The sequence below is a fragment of the Oceanobacillus kapialis genome (genome assembly GCF_044790185.1).
Taxonomy (GTDB): domain Bacteria; phylum Bacillota; class Bacilli; order Bacillales; family Amphibacillaceae; genus Oceanobacillus_B; species Oceanobacillus_B kapialis.
Map to the genome: position 1 here is coordinate 3,525,218 of NZ_CP085256.1, position 19,231 is coordinate 3,544,448.

Consider the following 19,231-nt stretch of genomic DNA (forward strand, 5'->3'; position numbering starts at 1 on the left):
AGGAATCTTAAAAATGTACTTATTACTATGATCTTGTTATTAACCTTCATTTTCTTCACGAATTATGTTAGTACCGAAGCGGGAGAGCCGGGAAGCTCATTTAAGGGAGTAAAATATGTTAATGGTAGAATGCATGCTGTAATGGAGAAAGAAGACTTAGACGCAGAATTTAAGGTAAAGCACATAGGTATTGAGAACGGGCTCTTTCATTTAGAAGGTACAGCTGTTAATAACGAATCGGAGTATGAACTTGCTATAGAAGGGGAAATCTATCGGTCAAATATTCAGTTACTGCTCGATGATGGGGTTAACCCTTACGTAAGTGTTCCTAAAAGTAATACAAACGAATCTATCGAAGTTTTGTCTATCACATTAGAAGAAAAAGCATATAAAGGACTACTTTTACCAGCAAACTATGATTTAGAGGGAAAAAACATAATTAAAATGGCTTTAAAAGTTGGCTCAGACCTCTTGTACTTTGAGGATGAAACGGAAGGTATATCATTCTCTGAATTGGCCAACCACAGTGAGACAGTAGAGCGTTCTGATATTGAGGCAGCAACTAACGAAGATGATAAGAAACAACTAGAAGAAAAGTATGAGCAAATTGACCGAAGTGAGGGTTGGTTTTTCCCTTACCTGGATTTCAATCATAATAATGTTACTAAAGAGCCTAGGAATTAGAACGCTGAAACTTCGCGGTTAAGAGCTAAGGGATTTCGCGTGGATCCGATGTGGAGGTTGTTTTGTGCAATGGCTATCCATTATTTGAAAGCCCAGGATTAATGATTATCCCTATTATTCATATCTTCATCATATATAAATACGTATACCTGTCCAAGGATTAAATATAACGCAACTTTCCTTTGAATATTTAAATTGCTAAACCCATTCTACGCTGGAGAGAATGGGTTTTATTTATCCCTCTTTTTTTCTTACGAAGGTTTCACCCGGCAACAGACCCTTTTCAGACCCGCCAAAAGCAACAGCACAAACCCTAAACGAACCAACCCCAACTTAAAAGCGTTTACAACCAAAATTGATTATGTTAGGATACTTGTATACAAGTATTCACACTCTATCAAAAGGAAGTGCAGGCATATATGAAAGCCCTTTATCCAGAGAAGCGATTAGTCAATGCATCGATGGGTGCAAAGGTTGTTGCAGAGCTGCGTATGCGGATTATCACAAAAGCTATCGAAGATGAAACCGTTTTAACGGAAAACCAGCTCGCCAAAGAATTTCAAGTAAGCAGGTCGCCTATTAGAGAAGCATTACGAACATTAACGGCTGAACATTTAGTACGCCCTGGACGCATGGGGGTTGAAGTGGTCGGTATTTCCGAGAAAGATATTGAAGAAATATATGACATACGCCTTATGGTGGAGTCATTCGTTTTCCAGCGATTACTTCATCAAGATAATGACAAGCTTGTCGCGGAGTTAAATAAATTAGTGGAAATGATGAAAATTGCCGTCAAGTACAAAGATACTGACGAATTTTCCTTATTAGACATTGAATTTCATGAAACCATTATCAAATCCATTAACCATCGTTATATTGCCATGCTTTGGTCCAATATTAAACCGGTTATGGAGTGCTTAATCCTACTCTCGATGCGTTATCGCATGGAAGAAAATGATAAGGACTTTGAGCGTGTGATTTCCAATCATGAGTTGATTATTGAGTCCATTGCTAATAAAGATACCGATTTGGTGAATCAGGCTTTTTATAAAAACTTTAACGATGTACAAAACAAGGTTGAACAAATATGGAGTAACGAAGAAATGATGAGGATTGCGAGGGAGAGCATTGAATCGAAATAACTATATGCTTGGTGTCGATATCGGTACAACAAGCACAAAAGCAGTATTATACAGGGAAACAGGCGAAATCGTCGTACAGGAGAACAATGGGTATGACCTTCATACACCAGATGTCTCAACAGCTGAGCAAAGCCCAGAGGAAATCTTTTTGGCCGTCAGACTTTCCATTAAAAATGTTATGCAGCACTCTGGAATAAATCCAGAAGATCTATCGTTTATCTCATTCAGTAGTGCAATGCATAGTGTTATTGCCATGGATGAACAGAATCAGCCACTGACCCGCTGTATTACTTGGGCAGACAACCGTAGTGCCCATTGGGCGAAGAAAATTAAATCAGAGCTAAACGGCCATGAGATTTACTTAAGAACAGGAACACCAATTCACCCGATGTCGCCATTAAGTAAAATTACGTGGCTCCAGCATGACAAGCCAGAAATTGCACAAAAAGCAAAAAAATATATTGGCATTAAGGAATATGTTTTCTACCAACTATTTGGCGAGTATGTGGTCGATCATTCGATTGCATCAGCGACCGGGATGATGAACTTGAAGTCATTGGATTGGGACATGGAAGCGCTAGAGGTTGCTGGAATTTCAGATGACCAATTATCACGCCTGGCTTCTACCACGGAAATTTTAACAGGATGCGACCCTGATTTAGCCCGTGAGATGGGAATTAAAACAGATACACGCTTTGTAATTGGTGCGAGTGATGGGGTTCTCTCTAACATTGGTGTAAACGCCATCAAGGAAGGAGAAGTCGCAGTTACGATTGGAACTAGTGGGGCCATTCGCACGGTAATCCCTGAGCCTAGAACAGATGCAAAGGGAAGAATTTTTTGCTATGCCTTAACAGAAGATCATTGGGTAATCGGTGGACCCGTCAATAATGGCGGAATGGTTTTGCGCTGGATTCGTGATGAATTTGCCGCAAGTGAAGTCGAAACTGCCAAACGCTTAGGCGTGGATCCTTATGAAGTGTTGACGAGGATTGCCAGCCGTGTTGAGCCAGGCGCTAATGGTTTGCTTTTCCATCCTTTCTTAGCTGGAGAACGCGCACCACTTTGGAATGCAAATGTGCGTGGTTCCTTTATTGGCCTAACGTTAAATCATAAAAAAGAGCACATGGTCCGAGCGGCTTTAGAGGGTGTTATCTTTAATTTATATTCTGTCTTTCTTGCATTGCTGGAAGTAATGGATAATGATGTAACCGCCATTAAAGCAACAGGTGGCTTTGCTAGATCGGAAATTTGGCGCCAAATGATGGCAGATATCTTTGATCAGGATGTGATTATTCCAAAAAGCCATGAATCCTCTTGTCTTGGCGCCTGTCTATTAGGCTTGTATGCAGAAGGGAAAATTGATTCCTTTGATGTTGCTGAAGAGTTAATCGGCTTTACCAATAAACATGAGCCAAACTCTTCCCATGCCGATGCTTATCGTGAATTAATGGCTATATTCATTCGAATTTCAAGATCGTTGGAGAACGAATACGAGCAAATTGCCGCTTATCAAGAAAAGCGCAGTGCGTCTGTTTAGCGACGTACGAACTGGACTGAGCCAGAGGAGATAAAGGAAACATGCCCCTACATTAGGGGTATGTCGGCGTTGGCCGGCAAGGCCGATTTTAGTCGACCTTCCTTCCCTTCGGATCCAATGTTGACTTATCGTACGGCGGTGAAGGAAGTTACGCTAGTCGCTGGCCGCACGGAGCTAGATCAAGAAAAGTATAAATAAATTTTTTACAACTTAGAATGGAGCTGAAATGATATGTCACTGATGGAAAACCTTACACCCCTCTTTATTGTAGCGTTAGGGGTTATCGTCTTACTAATTTTAATTATGAAATTAAACTTAAATACATTTATCTCTTTAATTATTGTTTCCTTTCTCGTTGCCCTTGCATTAGGAATGCCACTGGATGAAATTGTTGGCTCCATTGAAGGTGGAATGGGTGGAACACTTGGAGATATTGCGTTAATATTTGGTTTTGGGGCTATTTTAGGTAAGCTGATTGCTGATGCGGGTGGTGCACAGCGTATTGCCCTTACTTTAATTAATAAATTTGGGGAAAAATATATACAGTGGGCTGTCGTGATCGCCTCCTTTATTATTGGCGTTGCCCTATTCTTTGAGGTTGGTCTTGTTCTGTTAATTCCAATCGTGCATCAGATCGCAAAACAGTTAAAAGTTTCGACGCTATACTTAGGAATTCCGATGATTGCAGCACTATCTGTAACCCACGGCTTTTTACCGCCACACCCTGGGCCAACTGTTATCGCTCAGCAATACGGGGCAAACATTGGAATGGTATTAATTTATGGGATCATTATTGCTATCCCTACCGTTATCATCGCAGGACCACTATTTACCATTGTGGCGAAAAAACTCGTGCCAGATGCTTTTCAAAAAACCGGTGATATTAAATCATTAGGTGAGGTAAAGCAATTTAACATTGAAGAAACGCCAGGTTTTGGAATTAGTGTGTTTACAGCCATTTTCCCAGTTATTTTAATGGCTTTTGCGACGATTATTGATTTACTGCAAGAGGTCTGGGGAGTTTCAAATAATATAGGCTTTGAAATTATCCATTTGATTGGGGAACCAACCCCAGCATTGCTACTATCCGTATTGTTAGCTATTTATACAATGGGAATTGCGCGTCAGATTCCGATGAAAAACGTTATGCAATCAGCAGAAGAATCCATTCGGTCAATTGGTATGATGCTTCTCATCATCGGTGGTGGTGGTGTCCTAAAACAGGTTCTTATTGATGGTGGAGTTGGTGATGCAGTAGCAGCATTATTTGAAGGAAGCAGCATGTCACCACTTGTACTAGCTTGGTTAATTGCCGCTATTCTAAGAATTTCCTTAGGTTCTGCCACGGTTGCAGCGTTAACAACCGTTGGACTTGTTATTCCTTTAATCCAGGGAACTGACGTAAACCTCGCATTAATGGTATTATCTACAGGGGCGGGTAGTGTAATAGCCTCCCATGTTAACGATGCTGGATTTTGGATGTTTAAAGAGTACTTTGGCTTAACCATGAAAGAAACCTTCTCTACATGGACATTGCTGGAAACAGTCATTTCTGTGGTAGGGTTGGGCTTTATTTTACTACTAAGTTTATTTGTTTAAAGGATGTGTCAGAAATTGAATACGATAGGTATGTTTGGACTAGGTGTAATGGGTGCGAATCTTGCTCAAAATATGGTAAACCATGGAGAAAAGGTTGCTGTATATAATTACACACCTGATTTAACAGAGAAATTTACTGCTGCATTTCCAAATGAAAATGCAGAAGCTCATTACGAGCTGGAAAGCTTTATTGCTTCGTTAGAGAAACCAAGAAAAATTTTCCTAATGGTAACAGCGGGGCCTGTGGTGGACAGTGTAATCCAATCCATGCTTCCTCTTCTAGAAAAAGGAGATATCATTATGGATGGTGGGAACTCCAATTTCCGGGATTCCAATCGCAGGTACCATGAACTTAAGGATAAAGGCCTTAACTTTTTAAGCGTTGGTGTTTCTGGCGGTGAAGAAGGCGCCTTAAATGGTCCAGCTCTAATGCCAAGTGGAGACAAAGCTGCATATGATCAGGTTGCACCAATACTAGAGAAAATTGCTGCACAGGTGGACGGAAAGCCTTGCTGTACCTATTTAGGTAATGAAGGTTCTGGCCACTATGTGAAAATGGTCCATAATGGAATTGAATATGCGGACATGCAATTGATTACAGAAGCCTATCAGTTCTTACGTGAAAAACTGGGACTTACTGTGGACGAAATTGCAGATGTTTTCAAATCGTGGAATGAATCTGAGCTGGCGAGCTATCTGATTGAGATTACGAGTGAAATCCTTACACATGTCGATGAAGAGACGAAGCAGCCGACAATTGATGTCATTCTCGATAAATCTGGTTCAAAAGGTACTGGTAAATGGACAAGTCAAAATGCTTTAGATGTTGGTGTACCGCTCTCCATTATCACAGAATCCGTATTTGCTAGATATCTCTCTGGATTAAAAGAAGAGCGTGTTCAAGCAGAATCTGAATTATCAGGACCAAAAGCAACGGATGAAGCAATCGACAGAGACACTTGGATTAACTTGGTCAAGGAAGCACTTTTCATGGGAAAAATCACAGCATATGCGCAAGGCTTCCATCAATACAAACAGGCATCTGATGAATATGGCTGGGACTTAAAGCTAGATCAAATCGCCTTGATTTTCAGAGGTGGTTGTATTATCCGGGCAGATATTCTGAACCCAATAAGCGAAGCCTTTCAAACAGATCCTGACTTATCCAACCTGTTGCTTTCCCCTTACTTTAAGGAAAAAGCAGGCAACTATCAGCAGTCACTTCGCCAAGTCACAATGAAAGGTATGGAAAACGGTATGTCACTGCCATGCTTTAGTGCATCATTAACTTATTATGATGGCTATCGTTCTGCACAAAGTGGAGCCAATATGATCCAAGCTCAACGTGATTATTTTGGAGCACACACGTATGAGCGAAAAGATAAGGACGGAATTTTCCATACGGATTGGTATTAAAATTAAAAAAGCCAAGAGATTGCATGCACACAGTCTCTTGGCTTTACTTATAACCATCATTTCGATGATTTTCGTAGTAAACGGAAATTTATTAATATATAGGTTAAACCAGTCTCCTTTTTGGAGACTCTAGTATCCACCCTAGCCTTTTACTCAATTAGCCTTTCCCCGATCGAAAAATAAATATGAAAAGCATGCTTGTATTTAGCTTCCAATTGATAACGTCATTGGCTTTTATTACTGTATTATTTTCATAGGTTTCTTTTCTTATGTGATTCATACGGTCGTTCGTAATACCTTTATACATATCTAAATGATAATACACGATGATTACTCCCTTACGTTGTTTAACTTGTTTCTCAACAACCGGGAAGGCTTCTGGTCGGCATGGTGACAGACATTTCCCTAAAAAGTATACCCTCCTAGAAAGCAGGAATATTTTCAGGTGTTCATACCAATTATTTTTAATTTCTGTTTATACTAAAATCACCTTAATTGATGCATGTAACATAATGCAGCCTCCTTTCACCAGTAGCTATCGCGACATACCTATTAACTCATGAAACAACCTTACCGAACAAGGGTAAGAATGGTTATAACCGTTTTTTACGATTTTTGTTCTGTAGAAATGGGGGATTAATATTCTCAAAGATTAAGTCGAACCCTTAAACATCTGAGGAATGATAATTTAACCAACCAAATAAAAAACGCCGGAAAATAATCCAAGCGTCTTTACTTGCTATTTATATTGTTGTTTATGTTGATAAGCATAGCAGCCTCTTTATCTTCCATCACAAAGGTTGCGCGTTTTATATATAATCTTTCGAATGCTGTCTGTAGACAAATTGTATATCTGCTCTAGCTCATCAAGGGTTATTCCCTCTTTAGACAACTTCAATATCTCTTCATTACGCTGCGCAATGATCTCGCGTGAACCATTTACTTCTCCCCATCCCGCCCGCTGACTCTTTTTCTTGGGGATATAAATCAGTTCTCCCTGGATATATTTCTGCATTTCTTTCAACAGATTAGGGGGAAGAACCTCTTTTCCATTTTTGTATTGCACGATTAACGTCCTCCTTCAAAAGGTATCCATTGATTCGGTGTGTAAACAGATTCCAATTAATCATTCGTCTTCATCCCCTTTCTTCCAAATTTTAAAGTTTTTGACCTTTTATCCTTAAGTATAATCTACTTTTTCCATTACGAAAAGATGCTAATTTTCCGAATAATAATTTGATAATAAAAGGGGCCGCGAAATGCGACCCCACACGTAGGGATTTCCGCTATGCGGAAATCACCTCAAGTTCTGCGTAAATCATTAATCAGCCTCCTTTCACAAGAGTCTGTCGGTCCGACACCTTTATTAACTCATAGGATAGGCTACATGCGCAAGGGTGAGAATAATTATAATTATTTCTTCCCAGCTGATTAAAGTGAAGATTTTCTTCTCCGGCATCTATTAATCTATCGTTAATTTAAGCGCATACACTTTCCCGATTACGTTTAGCCTTGCATCGCGCTTGGGTACTCTCATTATAGAGACATACTTTTAACGGAGGGATAGAATGGAATATATTAATCTAGGAAACTCAGGTCTTCGCGTACCGAAGTATATATTAGGAACCATCCCATTCAGTGGCACAAATGGCTTTGAACCAGCAGGAGATGTGAAGGAAGAAGAGGCTCGTAAAATGGTAGACATCGCCCTGGATGCTGGGATTAATATGTTTGATACAGCAAACCTATACTCTAGTGGTGATGCGGAAAGAGTACTAGGTGCAGCGATTAAGGGGCGCCGTGACGAAGTGGTATTAACCTCAAAAACAGGCTTCCCTATAGAAGACGGTCCAAATGAACAAGGCGCATCCCGTATTCATCTAAAAAACTCCATTGATCAATCACTAGAACGTCTTGGAACAGATTATATTGATCTTTACTTTGTTCATTTATGGGACGGGCGTACACCTATTGAGGAAACAGTTGAAACGATGACCGAGCTTGTAAAATCCGGTAAAATCCGCTATTGGGGCGTTTCCAACTATAGTGGCTGGGCATTAGCCAGAACGGTATCTATTGCCGAACAGCCTGGTTACATTGCGCCAATTTGCCAGCAAATCTATTACACACCAGAAGCACGTGAAGCGGAATATGAACTATTGCCAGCAGCTAGCGAGCTTGGGATTGGGTCCATGATTTGGAGCCCGCTTGGTGAAGGTCTTCTTACAGGAAAAATTGATCGCCATAACGAAGCACCGAAAAACACAAGACAAGGTGAAGGCTGGCCAGAGCCTTGGGTAATGGATGATGAGCGACTGTATAACCTAATTGACGCCTTAAAAGAAGTGGCAGAAAACCGCGGCGCAACCGTTCCGCAAATCGCGCTTTCTTGGATAAAGGATCGCCCAAATATTGGACCTGTCGTGATTGCCGCACGTAATGAAGAACAATTACGGGAGAACATTGATTCCTACGAGATTACACTAACGAAGGAAGAGCATGATAAAATCGAATCCATTGCACGACCAGCACCAATTTATCCATTATGGCACCGCGTGATGGCAGCCATGGAACAAGGCTCCCCTTCTGAAATGCCATATTTAGAAGAGTATAAGAAGACATTGGGTATTTAAGCTAAAAAAGCATTGGGTCTATCCCCAATGCTTTTTCTTATTCCTTATTTTTATTCCGAACCGAAACAATATGAAATCCTAAATATATTAGACCAATAAACAATGGAATCAATGGAAAATAATACACCGACATCTTCATAAATGCCAACGGCTTTTCTGGAAGGAACCATTCCCCATACAACACGATAATCCTAACAATAAAAAACATCAGCAGTGATGTTGCAATATAGATTGATGAAATAACATGGTTCATCAAGGTAACTCCTCTCTATTCAATCCAACTAATTATTTCTCCAATACCAGCATAATATTTTAAAAAGACCGGAGAGGAGAATTGCTCATGTATTACCCTTTTGTTTCAACGTATAGGCAAACACCACCGCAACCGCGTAATGGGTTAGAGCAAACAATGACAGTGATAGGAAATGGTAGCGTTTCTGTAGCACCAAACATGGCGACAGTAGAGATAGGCGTTATGACAGAAAACACCTCTCTCACAAACGCACAACAAACGAACGCTGCAGTCATGAATCAAGTGATCGAGACTTTATTAAGCCTGGGAGTTGCTCGTGAAAACATCCAAACAGCTAGCTATACCGTGAATCCTCGCTATGATTTTGTAGATGGTGAACAAATCTTTCGTGGGTACCAAGTGACGAACCTGATCAATGTAACGATTACAGATATCGACCAAATCGGAAGGATACTAGATGCCGCTGTTGAAGATGGGGCAAACCTTGTGAACAGTATTCAGTTTTCCGTCCAAAATAGTGAACAATACAAACAACAAGCCCTTCAGGAAGCATTGGCAAACGCCCAAGCAAAAGCGAATGCACTCGCTACATCCATGCAAGTGAACCTCAATCCAATTCCGCTCAGGATTAAAGAAATAACAGAAACGCCTCCAATTCCATTTTCAAAAATGGCCTTATCGGCGGAGGCTGTTGCGACACCAATTGAGCCAGGAGAGCTTGTGATTGACGCTATATTGGAGGTGAAATTTCAGTACTAAGAAAGAGCTTGTATCATAAGCTATATTTTTTCCAATGACTATAACTCGCACCCTAACTAGCCGTTTTCTTCCAAATCCGGATGCGGATCAAATCCTTTATTCCATGAAACACGATATGAAGAACGGCGAGTACTGTTATGATATTAAAATACGGGTTCTCATAAAAGATCAGCCACTCCACAAACCAGTCTGCTTCAACAATTCGATTTGCAAAGTTACCTAACATGCCATCATTGGGCTCCAAAAAAGTGCCATCAATCAAAACGAAAATAAACTGCATGACAACAAACCCACCAATGGTGATGACCCAATTCCGTAGCAGCTTTCTTTGCCTTATCTCTTGTTCTTTGTTCATTTTTCTATCTCTCCTTCTATATACGTTATACGCTTATCACCAGCCCTTTGATTCAAAAAATATGACATGGAAACTAACTCTTTTAAGAGAGTAGTATCCATGTCATGTGTTAATTCGCTATATTCGATTCTGCCCATATCCATTGATTATCAACAGTTAATATATCTGCCACTGTAGGGATTACAAAATCTGCTAAAGGTTGCAGGTGGTGCAGCTCACTTGCTCCTGATAGTACGCCTATAGCAAGACCGGCTTTCCCATTCCTTGCAAGGTTTAAATCTACACTTGTATCCCCGATTACGGCAACTTCTTCCGGCCGTAATTGATGTGCTGAACAAAAAACCTCTAAAATAAAGGGATCTGGTTTTTTTTGCGGAAAGCGGTCTGATGTTGCAATAAAAGAAAAATAGTTTCGTATGTTTAACTTTTCTAAACAAAGCTCTGTATTTGGATAGTCATCCGCTGTCGCGACCCCAAGGATAATCCCTTGTTTACCCAGTTTAGCCAGTAATTCTGTTAGAGATTCTGTTGTTGCTGTAACTTCGTCAATATGCTTTTTCGTAAGCTCGAGCATTGTCTCTGATATCCATGTAAAAATAGGAAAGGGGAATACATGCTGCAAGCCCAGATCTTTAATAACCGCTTCAAAGGCCTCTGCAATATCCTTCGTCGTTCCCCCAGCCAGTATTCCATTTGCATCGACTTGGTTGGCCTTAAACCCTATAGCTTCCGATAACTGTTTTGCTATTACTTCTCTTTGTGGAAAATAGCCGCTTAATTGTTCAATTAACTCTTGCATGACCTTTTCCCATACACTATGAAAATTCATTAAGGTTCCATCTTTATCAAAGAGGATGGCTTTTATATTCGTCAATAAGTGATACCTGCCTTTTGTTGTAATTGATTCCATGTACGAATTGCAGGCACTTTTCCTCCTTTGAAAACAGGGTTTGTAAAGGCCAATAATTCCCCGCTCGCACTGCGGATTTCCCAGCGGATCCATATAAATGCTCTCTGGCAATCTATTGTCATCGATTGTTCGCCCGCTTCTTCTAAAATGGTAATGCTTTGTGTTTTCTCTCCATTAACAATACACGTAAGCAATGATCCAGCAGGAATATCATGGTAATTGGCATGCAACGTAATCGTTTCTGCATTAAATTCATCACCAAACGTTACTTGCTTTCCATTCGCCATAATTTCCACATCTAACACAGGTCCTCGGCTCACATAAACCTTACCTTCCGACACTGATTGAAGAATTTCTTCCACGGATAACTTTTCGGCATGTACATAGGTCGCAGGATCTCCAATTACAGATGGTGGCCCACCTTCTTCATAGCTTTCGGTTGGGAGTAAGTGTGAATCCGATCCGCCAATCCCTGTAATGCGATAACCCTCATTCAACAAGCCATCCCATAGCTTAAGGGCCGTTTCCGTTGCTTTCACGTTATCCCTAAAGGTAGGATCATTCCATATTTCGATAACATCTACTTCTTGTAAGTCCGTCTCTTTAAATTGCCACTCCCATGGTACCAGTGCAGGGTGGTTAATCGACCGGAGGCCATTTGCCATCTTTACCTCCCGTAAAATTTTGTTCATGCCTGCTTCTGATTCCATGCCACCATCAGGGCGGATTGGACGCCAATCAATCCATCGATCTACCCCAAGTGCATTAAAGTGTCCTTTCGAAGAGGTCACCTCAATACCTGGTATTACTAAAACCTCTTCATCCAAAAGCCAGGATGTCGGCACAAGCTGATGGTCCGTAGCTACGAAGAAGTCTAAACCTTGATGCTTTGCTTGCTTCAACCCCTCATCTACGGTCATTTTTCCATCTGACAATGTCGTGTGGGTATGAAAATCACCTTTGTACCATCTTTTCTCTGTTTTCAACGACTTATTAGCAGCAAATCCAGTTAAGTGGAAGCTACCTGACTCACTAATTTCTGCCCAACTGCTCTTCTGCTGAAGGGATACCTCAAGTAATTCAGTAGCTGTTTCCACTTCGATGTTATATGGATTATCCTGTTTCCCTGCAAACATCTCAACCTTCCACTCCCCCGGTGGTATAGCGCCAGGGATAGCGGAGAAGGAAGAGGATTGCCCATCATGTGAGATAGTCATGTTTACTTCTTGTTCACCAACATAGACATATTGTGCTCGGAGATTTTCCTTTGGGTCCCAGACAAGCAGAACAACCCAGCCCTTTTTTTCAAAAGTTATCGTTAGCTTTAAAGCTTGAGCATCTTTTTGCTCTACAGCAAATGCTTGCGTTACATATGGCTTATCTATCATGCCGCTTATTTTCTGTGTAACTTTTGTCGTCATCCTACCCCTCCTTACTGATTAAGCACTTCTTCCAGCGCTATCTGAGCTTCTGCCTTTGCTTCTTTTAATGCTTCTTCAGCTGGAATATTTTCGATCTCTACTCGATCTGCAGCCTTCTCAATAGCATCCGTAATTTTTCCACCTGTTGGATCAATAAAAGGTTTGGAAGCGGTTTTCGCTTGTTCTAAAGGTACTAAAATCTGTGGGTTCTCTTTTGCATAGTCCTGAAATACAGGAGCATCCTGAGCGGAATCACGAACGGCAATATATCCAGTGTTAACAGACCAATCCGCAGTTATCTCTGCACTTGTAAAGAAAGTTAAGAATTTAAACGCTGCTTTTTGCTCTTCTTCTGGAGCAAGTGCTGTAATGGTTCCAAGCAATGCATCTGCTACTGGTGCTGCTTCGGAGTTTTCCCAGCCAGGCTGCGGATGTGCTGAAACGATAGAGAAATCTAAATCCCCTTGGTCACCACTTGAACCTGTATAACCTGCTGCACGATTTTGCATCACATCATCAATTGTTTTGTACCAGTATTCCCATCCTTGGCCACTATGATGGATTCCCATTGTTTCATCTTCATGAATAGCTTCACGGAAAAATTCCCATGTATCTATCCACTCTTTAGAATCAATTACTACCTCTGTTCCGTCCTCGTTTAGGATCGTGCCCCCACGGCTAAGTGAAGCATCAACTAAATTACCAGAACCCCACATAGGCATCCATCCAAAGATCCCTTTTTCTTCTTTAATTTTTCCTGCTGCTTCACGAAGTGTTTCCCAATTACTTAAGTCATCTGTTGAAATACCAAGCTCTTTAAAAACATCATCTCTGTAATACATCACTTGTGTCGTACCATACATAGGCAAAGCGTATTGCTTTTCATCAATCTGTCCTTGGCTATAAAAAGAATCAATGAAATCCTCTTTATTAAACTCTTCTGCTTCCGAAATAAACGAATCCATTGGAGCTAATGCTTCTTTTTCTGCTAATGCATTTACAGTCGTTCCCCCCATTAGAACCGCGGCAGGAACTTCTTTAGCGGCAATAGCTGCTTGCAGTTTCTGGTACGTTTCCGTGTAGTTACCTTGAGCTACTCCTGTTACTTTTACTTCGTCCTGACTACTATTGAACTCCTCAATTAGTCGTTCCATGTTTTCACCAAGATTACCTCCTAGCCCATACCAAAATTCAATTTCTACTGGCCCTTCACCTTGCCCCGCAGCTTCGTTATCCCCATTAGAACAACCAGCCATTACGAGGGCAATAATTAATCCCATCAACAAAAACTTAATTTTACCTGAAATACGTTTCTTCATTTGTAACTCCTCCTTTTTTATCCTTTTACTCCTGAATCCGTAATGCCAGATACAAACCACTTTTGTGCAAATAGAAACAATAGTAGCAGCGGCAGAATTACAAATGTGCTAGCTGCCATAATTAACGGCCATTGCAAGCCATAACCGCCTTCTTCCATAAAGAATTGCTGAACCCCTTGGGTGATCAGCATCTTCTCTTCACTTTTTATTAAAAGAGAAGGCCATAGGTAGTTGTTATACATTTGTACAAAGCTAATGAGTCCTAATGTAACGAAGGATGGTTTTGTTAATGGCAGGAAAATCCTCCATAATATCCACCAATGATTGGCACCATCTACCTTGGCAGCATCCACTACATCACGTGGAACCTGTAAAAATGCTTGGCGCAAGAGGAATATCCCAAACACACTAACGGCATTTGAAATAATAATGCCTGTGAAGGAATCCAACAAACCCAAATCAGCTAAAACAACGTAGCTAGGTACATAGGTTGCTGCTACCGGAAGCATGTACGTTCCGAGAATGATAGCGAATAAGGTGTTTCTCCCTTTAAAGCGGAACTGTGTAAAGGCATAGGCAATCATGGCAGAATTAACTACGATGATTAATACAATCACTACCGCTGTAAATACACTGTTAAAAATATATTGACCAAAAGGAGCTAGATCCCATGCTGATAAGAAATTACTGAACTGTGGGTCACTTGGCCACCATGTTGGCGGAAAGCTCCAAATCTCATCTTTTGTTTTGAGCGCACTAATTACCATCCACAGAAAAGGAAAGAACATTATTAAACTGAGAATGATTAACAACCCGTACTTGGCTATTAAAGATGAGGTTGCTCGAAGTCGTAGCATCATAGTTTTCATCCTTTTCTTTTATTGATAGTGAATCCAGCGTCTGGAAATTGTAAATTGTAGCAGTGACAAAATGACCGTTATGAGTACAAGCACGGTTGCAACTGCTGTTGCTCTACCCATATTGAACTCCTCAAAAGCAAACTGATAATACATGTAAAGCAATGTTCGTGTGCTGCCAGCAGGACCTCCCTGTGTCATAACTTGAATCTGATCGTAGGCTTGTAATGCCTCTACAGTTGTAACTACCACCAAGAACAGGGTAGTTGGCGAAACAAGTGGGATGGAAATATGTATAAATTGTCTCCACTTAGATGCTCCATCCATTGCTGATGCTTCATATAAATTTTCTGGAACCTTTTTCAAGGCATGCAGGTAAAAAATCATTGCCCAGCCTACCCCTTTCCATACCGTGACGATAATAATTGCCGGCATGGCCCATGTAGAACTGCTTGTCCATTCCAAGCCTGGCAGATTAAAAACAGATAATAACCAGTTTGCCAGTCCAGCTGTAGGTTCAAATATCCATGACCAGACAATGGAGACGGCTACTGTCGGGGTTACCCAAGGGGAAAAGAGAATGGTACGGAAAAAACCAATTCCCATTGCTTTTTTTACAAGTAGTAATGCGAGTAATAATCCCCCTACTACTGTTGGAATAACGGTAGCAACAGAAAAATAAAGCGTGTTCCACAGTACATCGTAAAACGCAGCGTCCTTAAAGAGATGGACATAATTATTAAACCAAACAAACTCATAATCAGGGCTAATATAATCCCAATCCGTCATGCTAATCCATAAAGAACGGAGCATGGGATAAATCCAAAACACCACCAGAGGAATTAATGCTGGTAAGGCAAACAACCATGGTGTTAACATCCGTGTTTTGCGCTTTTTCGCTCGTACTCCTTCCAAACCTTTCTTCTTATTTTTCGTTTTGGTGATCACAGTATCCAACAATAATCCACCTCCTTTAATCTATTTTCTACACTTTTGATTGTAGGGAATAAATATGGAGAAAGTATTAACTAACCTTAAAGTATGTGTAAATACCAACATTTTCCCACACAAAAACCCACATTAAAGTGGGCGTTTTGTGTTTATGTATTCTCTATTAAAAGTGCACCCACTAGTTAATAATAGTTGCACCGATATCCACGTATTTTTGTTTAATCTTCTCTGGTAAAGAACTGTCTGTAATAATGCCATTCACTTCGCTAAACGAGCATACCTTTAATAGTGATACAGCATCAAACTTGCTGCTATCTGCCACAACATAACATTTCTTAGACGATTCTAATAGCTTCTTTTTAATATTCCATTCCTGAATGCCATAATCCGTTAACCCTGAATGGAGGGAAATACCGCTCATACTTAAAAACAATGTATCAATATGAAATTGGGAGATAAACTGCTCACTCATATCTCCAACTACACACAACTCCTCATTCCTCAAAATCCCTCCAACCATAATGATTGTATAATGTGGCATGGTCGAGAGTTCATATGCAATAGGGAGCGAATTTGTTAGGATAGTTAATTGCTTAAATTTCTTTTTCAACGCCCTTGCAAACTCCGTATTAGTTGTACTTACATCCATCGCGATAGATTGTCCTTCTTGTACAAAGGAAGTCGCCAACTCACCAATTTCCTGCTTTTCTCGTACATTTATATTTTCCCTCGTGACAAAGGACTCTTCTTCAGAGTTATCCCTTTCTACTACAGCTCCCCCATGAATCCGTTTTAATTTTCCCATTGACTCAAGATACTCCAGATCACGTCGAATGGTTTCCACAGACACGTTAAAAAGGCCAATAAGCTCTCCAACTTTTACGAAATTCGACTCATGCAGCTTTTCGACGATTTTTTCCTGCCTCTCTTTCATTAGCATATCCCACACACCCTCTATATCAAATAATATCCACATAAATCCACATTCACATCGTAGCATTGGTCGGATAATATTTACCATTTATGTACTGTAAATTATGTATTAACTTTTCTTTAAAAAGGTTATTGTAGCTGGGGATTAGCTTACCTCTAAACAAATTCTGTGCTAAAGTTGAAGGTAGCAAGCCATAACAACCTGGAGGTCAACGCATGCAAGAGACCGTATCATTAAGAGACTTAAAAGCATTTGTGGAAAAGAAAACAAAAAAGAAAACGCTCCTGAAAGTGATATGGAATGAGCAAGAAAAGATAACGCTGCTCATCACCCCTAATATGAAAATTAATTCCTTTATAGTAGATGAGAAAGAAGGCTATTTGTTTTATGATGTGGCAGGAAAACCTGTCGAGCAGCCGATCCCTTGTGTCTTACCTGAATCGGTTATGCTTGGGGATCAGATAACCCTTAGCCAGATGATTATCGTTAATGGTCAGCCTTTAACGAAAGAAGATTTAGCTTCTTTAAAAGGATAAATCCTTACAGAAGAGAGGCATCCATTCATTGCCTCTCTTCTATACAGTCTCGTACACGTTGACTCTATTTCTACCATTCTGTTTGGCCTCATATAATGCTTTATCTGCACGATTTAATAAATCCTGTAATGTTTCTCCAGCTTCATACTTCGCTTCTGCCACTCCACTGCTAAGGGTAATAGAGATAACAGCTTCATTCGTAGCCAAAGGTTCTCTACTAATGGCCTGTCTTAATTCTTCAGCTATTGCTTCCCCTTCACCGGCTGTCATCCCCTTCAGCCCCACGACAAATTCCTCCCCTCCGTAACGGGCAAAAAGCATGTCCTTTAATCGCTTCTGGTAAAATTGGGCCACATGCTTTAGCAATTGATCACCGACATAATGGCCATATGTATCATTAACACGCTTGAAATAGTCGACATCCATAATAATAACGGTGTAAGCACTGCCCAATTCCTTTGCTTTCCTATATTCCTGCTCTGATCTTTCAAAAAAAGCACGGCGGTTTAACACTTGCGTCAACTCATCATAGTAAGCTTGGTGCTCTAATTGAACCTGTAGCTTTTTCACTTCCGTCACATCGGTAAAAATCCATAGCAACCCTTCTCGCTTGCTGTTTAGCTCAGCTTGTAGAGAGGCTGTGCGAATTTGATAAACACGATTCATTTGCTCATCCAGCTCTACTTCTCCGGTATAATGAGCTGTCTCCAAAGCTGCAGGGAGGGGTGCCTCAGTTAAAGCAAGCCATACCTCTTTAGCCTTCATTCCATACATGGACGATTTTAGACCGGGGAACAAAAGCTTTGCTGCATGATTAAATTCAATTAACCGAAACGACTCATCAAGTACCATAACGCCATCATTAATGCTATTAAATATAGTATTTTTAGCAATTGGTGTGATGGCAAGTAGACTTGAGCTACTAATTGACCATAAATAGAGAATAGATGTTATCCAAAGGACCATTGGGACAGGGTCAACACCTGGAGGGGTGGTGCCAATTAAGTATAAAAAGGCTGTTAGCATAGGAACGAGCTGGCCAATCAGCAGGGCGAGAAGCTGTGGACGATACTTCTTTGTTGTTTCCTTCCAGCGATAAACCACAAGTAAGAATGCGATAAACATACAAGTGAAGGTAAAAACACCATGAATGATGTACCAGAGGCCAATCTCTATATGAATAAAAGGTGTACCGAGACTAGGGTCAATTTCAAACACACGATAATGCAAGTGATGCAAATCATTCGTAGCGACCATAAAGAGGCTAATAACAGGGATGATAAGAAGGAAAATCCATGTCTTTCGTTTCATTTTCATTCCTAAGTAACGCATGGTAAACAATAAACCTAGCGGCGAGGAAAGAGGCATTGCTGTATATTGCATGATCGTCCAAAACTTTATCTCTTCCAGATTCGTAGCCATTAAGCTAAATGCCGCCGTAAAACAATAGATGGTAATAACTATCGTGTAAAGGACAAAATATGTAGCGACCCCCGTATATCGCCTGCGCCTTGCAAAGACACGGAAACACAAATACATATTGAACACACCAGAGGTACAAATAAGCGTTATATAAGCGGTCAATGCCGAATTCATTCTTTTCTACCCTCTTTTTAAACACTGGTTTTCCTTAAATGTAGCATAAAAACTAGTAAAAGTGGGGGGGTTTTGCAAGTATTTAACTAAGTTTTGAACTCCTCTTTTTCCTATACATGCTTAACCCTCATGTTTTATCAAAACTATTTCGGGTACAGAAACAATATAGGAGATATTAACTAGATTAGATAAAGTGAAGCTTCATTTGGTGGGGTTTCCCTTCCTCCCCACCAAATGTTAGTTGAACGAATCGGACCTTTACTGGCAGTTGATCCCCCACTTAATACTTGATTGCTTCCCGCCTTCTTGCCTTACTGCCAGTTAAG

General features: G+C 40.5%; 19 protein-coding genes. 8 read left to right on the top strand and 11 right to left on the bottom strand.

From position 1 onward, the window contains the following. Positions 1 to 27 precede the first annotated feature (27 nt). The 5 genes from LG273_RS18165 to gnd all read left to right on the top strand — a co-directional run bounded on the left by LG273_RS18165 (position 28) and on the right by gnd (position 6,381). Complete coding sequence (locus LG273_RS18165) at positions 28 to 684, top strand: hypothetical protein (protein ID WP_404456431.1); 657 nt, start codon at positions 28 to 30, stop codon at positions 682 to 684. 419 nt (positions 685 to 1,103) lie between these two features. Then, a complete protein-coding gene (locus LG273_RS18170) occupies positions 1,104 to 1,826 on the top strand; it encodes a GntR family transcriptional regulator (RefSeq protein ID WP_404456433.1) in 723 nt (240 codons plus the stop codon). A gap of 4 nt (positions 1,827 to 1,830) precedes the next feature. Beyond that, positions 1,831 to 3,366, top strand: coding sequence for a gluconokinase (gene gntK, locus LG273_RS18175; protein WP_404459588.1), 1,536 nt, complete (start codon positions 1,831 to 1,833; stop codon positions 3,364 to 3,366). Between the two features lie 240 nt (positions 3,367 to 3,606). Beyond that, on the top strand, positions 3,607 to 4,965 hold the full coding sequence (locus LG273_RS18180) for a gluconate:H+ symporter (protein ID WP_379560224.1): 1,359 nt from the start codon (positions 3,607 to 3,609) through the stop codon (positions 4,963 to 4,965). 3 nt (positions 4,966 to 4,968) lie between these two features. Further along, positions 4,969 to 6,381 (top strand): decarboxylating NADP(+)-dependent phosphogluconate dehydrogenase, encoded by a 1,413-nt coding sequence (gnd, locus tag LG273_RS18185; RefSeq protein WP_404456436.1) that lies wholly within the window; start codon positions 4,969 to 4,971, stop codon positions 6,379 to 6,381. Between the two features lie 157 nt (positions 6,382 to 6,538). Here gnd and LG273_RS18190 read toward each other — a convergent pair whose 3' ends face one another. After that, positions 6,539 to 6,706 carry a hypothetical protein gene (locus tag LG273_RS18190; protein WP_404456439.1) on the bottom strand — a complete coding sequence of 56 codons (168 nt, stop codon included), beginning with the start codon at positions 6,704 to 6,706 and terminating at the stop codon, positions 6,539 to 6,541. 456 nt (positions 6,707 to 7,162) lie between these two features. Next, complete coding sequence (locus LG273_RS18195) at positions 7,163 to 7,447, bottom strand: CD3324 family protein (RefSeq protein WP_404456441.1); 285 nt, start codon at positions 7,445 to 7,447, stop codon at positions 7,163 to 7,165. A gap of 502 nt (positions 7,448 to 7,949) precedes the next feature. Between LG273_RS18195 and LG273_RS18200 the strand changes: the two genes are divergently transcribed. Next, entirely contained in the window at positions 7,950 to 9,014 is a 1,065-nt protein-coding gene (locus LG273_RS18200; RefSeq protein ID WP_404456444.1) for an aldo/keto reductase, read from the top strand. 37 nt (positions 9,015 to 9,051) lie between these two features. Here the strand turns inward: LG273_RS18200 and LG273_RS18205 are convergent, their stop codons facing one another. Then, positions 9,052 to 9,267, bottom strand: coding sequence for a hypothetical protein (locus LG273_RS18205; protein ID WP_404456447.1), 216 nt, complete (start codon positions 9,265 to 9,267; stop codon positions 9,052 to 9,054). Positions 9,268 to 9,354: 87 nt separating this feature from the next. Between LG273_RS18205 and LG273_RS18210 the strand changes: the two genes are divergently transcribed. Next, the gene (locus LG273_RS18210; protein ID WP_404456450.1) at positions 9,355 to 10,026 is read left to right on the top strand and encodes an SIMPL domain-containing protein; all 672 of its coding nucleotides are present in this window, start codon (positions 9,355 to 9,357) and stop codon (positions 10,024 to 10,026) included. A 52-nt stretch (positions 10,027 to 10,078) separates the two neighbouring features. Here the strand turns inward: LG273_RS18210 and LG273_RS18215 are convergent, their stop codons facing one another. From LG273_RS18215 to LG273_RS18245, 7 genes are all read right to left on the bottom strand, one after another. Next, positions 10,079 to 10,381, bottom strand: coding sequence for a YfzA family protein (locus tag LG273_RS18215; protein WP_404456453.1), 303 nt, complete (start codon positions 10,379 to 10,381; stop codon positions 10,079 to 10,081). A gap of 109 nt (positions 10,382 to 10,490) precedes the next feature. Further along, a complete protein-coding gene (locus LG273_RS18220; RefSeq protein WP_404456456.1) occupies positions 10,491 to 11,291 on the bottom strand; it encodes an HAD family hydrolase in 801 nt (266 codons plus the stop codon). Further along, complete coding sequence (locus LG273_RS18225; protein ID WP_404456459.1) at positions 11,252 to 12,712, bottom strand: CehA/McbA family metallohydrolase; 1,461 nt, start codon at positions 12,710 to 12,712, stop codon at positions 11,252 to 11,254. The genes LG273_RS18220 and LG273_RS18225 overlap by 40 nt, the downstream gene beginning before the upstream one ends. 11 nt (positions 12,713 to 12,723) lie before the next feature. Then, positions 12,724 to 14,031, bottom strand: coding sequence for an ABC transporter substrate-binding protein (locus LG273_RS18230; protein WP_404456462.1), 1,308 nt, complete (start codon positions 14,029 to 14,031; stop codon positions 12,724 to 12,726). A gap of 17 nt (positions 14,032 to 14,048) precedes the next feature. After that, positions 14,049 to 14,891, bottom strand: coding sequence for a carbohydrate ABC transporter permease (locus LG273_RS18235; RefSeq protein WP_404456465.1), 843 nt, complete (start codon positions 14,889 to 14,891; stop codon positions 14,049 to 14,051). 18 nt (positions 14,892 to 14,909) lie between these two features. Beyond that, complete coding sequence (locus LG273_RS18240; RefSeq protein WP_404459591.1) at positions 14,910 to 15,767, bottom strand: carbohydrate ABC transporter permease; 858 nt, start codon at positions 15,765 to 15,767, stop codon at positions 14,910 to 14,912. A 250-nt stretch (positions 15,768 to 16,017) separates the two neighbouring features. Then, complete coding sequence (locus LG273_RS18245) at positions 16,018 to 16,860, bottom strand: DeoR/GlpR family DNA-binding transcription regulator (RefSeq protein ID WP_404456468.1); 843 nt, start codon at positions 16,858 to 16,860, stop codon at positions 16,018 to 16,020. A 128-nt stretch (positions 16,861 to 16,988) separates the two neighbouring features. On the opposite strand from LG273_RS18245, the gene LG273_RS18250 reads away from it, so the two are divergent. Beyond that, positions 16,989 to 17,309, top strand: a complete 321-nt coding sequence (locus LG273_RS18250; protein ID WP_404456471.1) for a hypothetical protein — start codon at positions 16,989 to 16,991, stop codon at positions 17,307 to 17,309. Between the two features lie 39 nt (positions 17,310 to 17,348). Here LG273_RS18250 and LG273_RS18255 read toward each other — a convergent pair whose 3' ends face one another. After that, positions 17,349 to 18,905, bottom strand: coding sequence for a histidine kinase N-terminal 7TM domain-containing protein (locus tag LG273_RS18255; RefSeq protein WP_404456474.1), 1,557 nt, complete (start codon positions 18,903 to 18,905; stop codon positions 17,349 to 17,351). Positions 18,906 to 19,231: the final 326 nt, after the last annotated feature.